This is a genomic window from Nostoc sp. NMS4, from assembly GCF_017115095.1.
GTDB lineage: Bacteria > Cyanobacteriota > Cyanobacteriia > Cyanobacteriales > Nostocaceae > Nostoc.
Map to the genome: position 1 here is coordinate 1 of NZ_JABXKI010000310.1, position 5,155 is coordinate 5,155.

Consider the following 5,155-nt stretch of genomic DNA (forward strand, 5'->3'; position numbering starts at 1 on the left):
TACAAGAAAAGTTTGGTGAATGTGCGATTAGTGAAGAAACCAACGGGAGTGTGCAAACTCTACGGCTGACTTTTGCCGGACATCAAGAAGTTAAACAGTACGTGAGGAGATAAATATGGAACGTTCAATACTGATTCATTTTGACAGCGCTACAGGTGAAGTTCGTGTGGAAGCGGAGGGATTCGAGGGGCTAAGTTGTCTTGGAGCTACGCAACCATTTGAATCCGCTTTGGGAGTTGTGAGCGAGAGCGATCGCACGTTTAAAGATGAAGCCCAAACCCAACAACTTCGGACTACCCTAAGCAATCAAACACGTTTGCACCAGTAATCAGTCATCAGTTACCAGTTTTAACTCGGCTGGTAACTGCTGATCATAAAGGCTTCGCCATTTCATAAGTGAAATATTTGAATAATTGACATGAAACTCTCAAATCTTCTCTCCACGCTCGATTCCCAAATCCCGATCGCCGCACTTGATGTTCTGTCTCCTGATGAGGCAACTATCATTCAGTGGTTGACAACCCAAGCTAAAGAAAAACTCAACAGTCCAGTTTTCTTTTGGAACTTGGGAGTATCCAGCCTGGAGCAATGCCTGATTGCACCGGATGGTGGGCTGGTGTTTAAGTCAGTGCCAGAGTACAAAAGACCTGCTCATACAGATCCGTTGCTGTTCGTATTCGACTATATAAATAACTTTGATGGCGTTGGCGTGTTTATTCTGGGGGACATACACCCATTTCTTGGCAAGAATTCCCCACAGATGAGTTGGGAAATCTTGATCAGAGTGAAAAACCTTTACCACCGACTCAAACCTACAGAAAAACGGATCGTGCTGCTGGGTCAAAACATCGAACTACACGATTCTTTGTTAAGGCTCATCCCCTACTGTGAAGTGCCACTACCGAACATTGGCCAAATTCAAGACCACTTCGAGTCATATCTGGTTTTTCTTGAAGAATCTGCTACTGAGCAGGATGTCACATTTCGAGTGTCCCTGAGTTATGAAGAAAAAGAAACCTTTGCACGGGCAGCGCTGGGACTGACATTAGAGGAAGTCAGCGATTTTTTGCGACTGACCGTTAAAGAGCGTTTGAGCAACGCTGGCATTTTGATTGATGCCACAGTCACACCTCTGATAGTCGAGTACAAAACCCGGCTGTTGGCTCAGATGGGTATCGAATTGGGAAAACCTGCAACTATCCCCTTTGGCGGACTCGATTTACTGCGCGAATGGCTGATGAGGCGGCGGCGACTGTTCACTCAAGAGGCGCGTAAGCTGCATCTGCCGCAACCCAAAGGCGTATTGTTGGCTGGCCCGCCCGGAACAGGTAAGTCGATTTGCGCCAAAAACATTGCAACCATACTCAATTTACCACTACTCCAACTTGATATTGCGTCCCTCCTTGGTTCTCTGGTTGGTGAATCTGAAGGTAATGTTCGCCGTGCCTTGAAGACAGCCGAAGTGATTGCACCCTGCGTTTTATGGATAGACGAAATAGAGAAAGCCTTGTCTGGTAGCGGCGACACCTCTGGAGTTTCCCACCGAATCCTGGGAAATCTGCTCACATTTATGAGTGAGTGTACGGCTGGCGTGTTTGTTGTAGCAACGTGTAACGATCCTTCAATACTGCCCAGTGAACTCAAGCGAAAGGGAAGATTTGATGAAAACTTTTTTGTTGACTTACCAACCGAACTGGAGCGATGTCAAATCCTCAAGATTCATCTGGAGCGTTTTGGCATTGTAGTGGAGTCCGAATATCTGGAAGCGATCGCTGCAAACACCGCGAAGTTTTCAGGAGCCGAACTGGAAACCCTAGCAGCAGAAGCGGCACTACTGGCGTTTGACGAAGGGCGACCGCAGCAAGTGACGCTGGGAGATTTAGAGAATTGCAGCCATTCCATTACCCCGCTTGCCGTGACTGATGCTCAGGCAGTCGAGCGAATGCAAGCTTGGTCTAAGACTGCGAGGGCTGCCTCTAGTCCTGTCATCGGGGCGAAACAAGCGTCTTTGCGTACTGCCAAGTTTCGCAATATGAATTGATAAAGTCCGCGATTTCTCCTGTTGTGTTCAAGAGAAATCGCATTGCTCAAAAGAGACAATTGCTACGCCAAAAAGAGAGTGAATTGGCTTGGATTGACAATGATATTTCTAATTTCAAGGTAAATCAAATGGCAAATACAGACTTGGTAACTTATTACGGTCAAACCGAAAAAATCGACCAGTTAGTTGAAAAACATGGTGCATATTTAGAACAACTGGACAGAAAAACGAAACTCTTGCTACGTACAACTTTGTCGCAATATGTTTTTATGCAACAAATATGTACTCCTGATAACTATTTGGTTACAGAAGCTTTGAAAGATGGAGACTTTGAGAGATTCCTGTGTGATGGTATTCCAGAAGTGTTAATAAATCTCTGTTCTGAGCTAAATGGACTAACTGTTGACGATGCTGAAACAATTTTAGAAGCTTTGCAACATCAATTACGTTGGGGTAATGCCCGATTATTGACAATTCAATAACTAATTACAGGTGAATATCTAAAAATTAGATATTCACCTGTTCACTAATTCCAGCATGAAAACTATGGAAACATATCTTGTTTTTGTTGACGCTGTTAACAACAGCAACAAGTTCTGGAGCGCAAAAGCTGAAGGTAGCAACTTAATAGTCCAATGGGGACGTGTTGGTTATCAGGCACAAACCAAAGTCCACACATTAGGAAGTTATCAAAGAGCGGTTGCTAAATTTCACAATCTGGTAGCCGAAAAAAAATCTAAGGGCTACAGAGAAAGTCAGCCACAAATGGATGGCGATCGCAGTATTTCAGATATCAGACGAGCGATACAACTATTAAATGCTATACGCCTGGCTGTTGCAAACAGGAACTTTGGTGATAGCTACATACTTGCCCTTAACGAGTATCTGAAAATTGTCCCAACACCATTAGGAATGCAGATAGATCCTTACAGGGTGTACCGAACAGTTGCAGATGTCGATTATCAACAAGAATTACTCAATTCTTTGCTGGTGAATGAACCTGTAGCTGTTCAGACCAAATCATCGCCGAAATCTGAACCAAAAACTGTCAGTCTCAAGGCTATCAGCAAAACTTTTTGGCGGCATTTGTAATTTGAGATGCGTCACTTTGTAAGAAATGCTAAAAAGCTAAACTTCATTTTGAAATATTGTTTGGGTAAATTATGGAAATCAAGACTATTGCTGTAACTTACACACGTAAGTTCAATTTAGGTGACTATGAATCTTTAGAGTTAACTTGCTCACTATGGGGACAAATTGACCCAAAAGAAGAAGATGCACAAGGGACGACACAATTTCTATTTCAACAAGCAAAGGATTCAGTTAAGGAAGCTGCAATCCCAGTAATTAAAGCTTCTAATCATCAAATGAATAAAGCCAAAGCGTACAAGCACTCTGCAACAAATCAGTTTGACGAACTGGAGAATTTCTAATAACTGAAATTCACCTTTTAAATTCAAAAATACTTTAGTCAAGCATTAATACTGCTTGGCTATTTTTTTTCAGTCATCGCTTTGCTTCCTACAAACCACAACAGGAAAGACATCATGCCTAAAAAAGCTAACCCAGTCCCAAAAGACCATTCCCAGTTATGCCTTCAGTACCTTCGCCGTTGCGGTGGCAGCGCTCGATTATGCACTATAAATTTTAGTCTGGGGGTGATTCAAACGTTAGTTAATCGCAATCTGGTAAAAGTGACAAATACTGGTGCAGGATTTTTTGTGGAGTTAGACGAAGCAAAATGAAGACCCATAAAGTAACTCATCAATCATCTTTGCCTTCAAACACTCGTAATAAATTAGTTCTACGCCGTACTCGAAAAAGATTCAACCCCAAAGTATTCATTGATCGCACCATAGAAACAACTGCGATCGCCTCTCTGCTCTTAACTGGGTTTTCAGGAGTAGGGGCAATGGGGTGCTGGGGGCTGGAGATTATTGAGATAAATGCTAATCCCAACATAATCATCTCTGGGTGGCAGCAACAGAAAAGTATTTGCTTAGGTGTAATGCTGGTAAGTTTTTCTGCCTTCTTAGGAAGTTCTCTAGTCGGAGCAAGTTTTAGTATTCAACGGGATAAATTTTAGGGAGAGAAACGGACAATGGAAATCAGATTAACCACAGCAGAGATTCGGACTATATTGCAGGGTTGTCAATATACGTTGCAAATGGTTGGAAGCAGTAAGGATTATCGCAGGCTTCAATCGTCAGAGCATTTTTCTACATCAAATGATGTGGTATTAAACGATGCTTTCAATGTTTTAGGAGAAGTAGTAGAGGCAATTGATCAGGTGGAGCAATTTAATCGACAAGGAGAATCAAGTCATGGAACAGGAAATTAAAAATGCGGTTGGCTTGGGCAGTCCTGAACTCGTGATAGAGTCGAAACCAAAACCTGAACCGGAACCAAAACCAACAGTGACGATTTACGATTTTGGGACTTTGTTATCGAAGCATGAACCACCCAAAAAGCAAAGATGAATACAAAGCAATTGATTCTCAAATCTGCCATTGGAGTTTTCGCATTCTTCACTATTTTGAGTGGCTCTCTCCTGGTTTTCGGGCAAAAGAAAACCAATCACTTCAACATCACAATACCTGCAAGCACAGCGAGGCTGGTTTTTTGTTTCAGCATGATGGGAACTGGATTGACCATGTTTATCTGTAGTCGGATTGAAACAGCGCAATTTGAAGAATCACTGAAACCCAGACCTGTTCCCACTCCCTGCCGAGGTTGCAGGTACTTTCACGGGGTTGTCTACAACGGCGTAACACTCAATTGCACTATTCATCCTAGCGGGTGGCAGGGCGATAAATGCCCTGATTGGCAAAGCTTTCGACTATCTAAATAAGTAGGAGCAATAAATAAAATGACATTAACCCTAGATAATCGCTCTCGAAACAAAGAATCGTCCCTGACGCAAGCATTACGACAAATACAACAGCTAAACTCCAAGATTCAAGAGTTGGAGCAGCAGCATCAAGATTACGTGCAGAAGCAACAGAATTTGATTGCTGCGATTGCCGAAATCTGTGTTTCTCCAATGCAGGAAATACAGGCGCTGCGGATTCTGATTTATCGAGGAGAAGCAGCTTGTCGGCAGTACCTACGTTC

The 5,155-nt window shown here is 42.9% G+C and carries 11 protein-coding genes; all 11 read left to right on the forward strand.

Features of this window, described 5'->3' with window-relative positions:
- The first annotated feature begins 115 nt into the window (after positions 1-115).
- Positions 116-328, forward strand: coding sequence for a DUF2997 domain-containing protein (locus HWQ37_RS28975; protein ID WP_292753867.1), 213 nt, complete (start codon positions 116-118; stop codon positions 326-328).
- A gap of 90 nt (positions 329-418) precedes the next feature.
- A complete protein-coding gene (locus HWQ37_RS28980) occupies positions 419-2,041 on the forward strand; it encodes an AAA family ATPase (RefSeq protein WP_292753868.1) in 1,623 nt (540 codons plus the stop codon).
- Between the two features lie 23 nt (positions 2,042-2,064).
- A complete protein-coding gene (locus tag HWQ37_RS28985) occupies positions 2,065-2,523 on the forward strand; it encodes a hypothetical protein (protein ID WP_292753869.1) in 459 nt (152 codons plus the stop codon).
- 64 nt (positions 2,524-2,587) lie between these two features.
- Complete coding sequence (locus tag HWQ37_RS28990) at positions 2,588-3,133, forward strand: WGR domain-containing protein (RefSeq protein WP_292753870.1); 546 nt, start codon at positions 2,588-2,590, stop codon at positions 3,131-3,133.
- A 71-nt stretch (positions 3,134-3,204) separates the two neighbouring features.
- The gene (locus tag HWQ37_RS28995) at positions 3,205-3,474 is read left to right on the forward strand and encodes a hypothetical protein (RefSeq protein ID WP_292753871.1); all 270 of its coding nucleotides are present in this window, start codon (positions 3,205-3,207) and stop codon (positions 3,472-3,474) included.
- Between the two features lie 114 nt (positions 3,475-3,588).
- Positions 3,589-3,786: a hypothetical protein gene (locus tag HWQ37_RS29000; RefSeq protein ID WP_292753872.1), complete on the forward strand. Its 198-nt coding sequence runs from the start codon at positions 3,589-3,591 to the stop codon at positions 3,784-3,786.
- Entirely contained in the window at positions 3,783-4,127 is a 345-nt protein-coding gene (locus tag HWQ37_RS29005) for a hypothetical protein (RefSeq protein WP_292753873.1), read from the forward strand. Before HWQ37_RS29000 ends, HWQ37_RS29005 begins: the two co-directional genes overlap by 4 nt.
- Before the next feature lie 15 nt (positions 4,128-4,142).
- Positions 4,143-4,382 (forward strand): hypothetical protein, encoded by a 240-nt coding sequence (locus HWQ37_RS29010; protein WP_223278504.1) that lies wholly within the window; start codon positions 4,143-4,145, stop codon positions 4,380-4,382.
- Positions 4,366-4,521 (forward strand): hypothetical protein, encoded by a 156-nt coding sequence (locus HWQ37_RS29015; RefSeq protein WP_292753874.1) that lies wholly within the window; start codon positions 4,366-4,368, stop codon positions 4,519-4,521. Before HWQ37_RS29010 ends, HWQ37_RS29015 begins: the two co-directional genes overlap by 17 nt.
- The gene (locus tag HWQ37_RS29020; RefSeq protein WP_292753875.1) at positions 4,518-4,892 is read left to right on the forward strand and encodes a hypothetical protein; all 375 of its coding nucleotides are present in this window, start codon (positions 4,518-4,520) and stop codon (positions 4,890-4,892) included. The genes HWQ37_RS29015 and HWQ37_RS29020 overlap by 4 nt, the downstream gene beginning before the upstream one ends.
- A gap of 18 nt (positions 4,893-4,910) precedes the next feature.
- On the forward strand, positions 4,911-5,155 hold a 245-nt coding region (locus tag HWQ37_RS29025), incomplete at its 3' end, for a hypothetical protein (RefSeq protein ID WP_292753876.1).

What these genes read in the sequence shown, in the direction of transcription:
- HWQ37_RS29000 (WP_292753872.1), top strand. Translation starts at nt 3,589, where the DNA reads ATGCCTAAAAAAGCTAACCCAGTCCCAAAAGACCATTCCCAGTTATGC.
- HWQ37_RS29015 (WP_292753874.1), top strand. Translation starts at nt 4,366, where the DNA reads ATGGAACAGGAAATTAAAAATGCGGTTGGCTTGGGCAGTCCTGAACTC.
- HWQ37_RS28980 (WP_292753868.1), top strand. Translation starts at nt 419, where the DNA reads ATGAAACTCTCAAATCTTCTCTCCACGCTCGATTCCCAAATCCCGATC.
- HWQ37_RS29005 (WP_292753873.1), top strand. Translation starts at nt 3,783, where the DNA reads ATGAAGACCCATAAAGTAACTCATCAATCATCTTTGCCTTCAAACACT.
- HWQ37_RS29010 (WP_223278504.1), top strand. Translation starts at nt 4,143, where the DNA reads ATGGAAATCAGATTAACCACAGCAGAGATTCGGACTATATTGCAGGGT.
- HWQ37_RS29020 (WP_292753875.1), top strand. Translation starts at nt 4,518, where the DNA reads ATGAATACAAAGCAATTGATTCTCAAATCTGCCATTGGAGTTTTCGCA.
- HWQ37_RS28975 (WP_292753867.1), top strand. Translation starts at nt 116, where the DNA reads ATGGAACGTTCAATACTGATTCATTTTGACAGCGCTACAGGTGAAGTT.
- HWQ37_RS28990 (WP_292753870.1), top strand. Translation starts at nt 2,588, where the DNA reads ATGGAAACATATCTTGTTTTTGTTGACGCTGTTAACAACAGCAACAAG.
- HWQ37_RS28995 (WP_292753871.1), top strand. Translation starts at nt 3,205, where the DNA reads ATGGAAATCAAGACTATTGCTGTAACTTACACACGTAAGTTCAATTTA.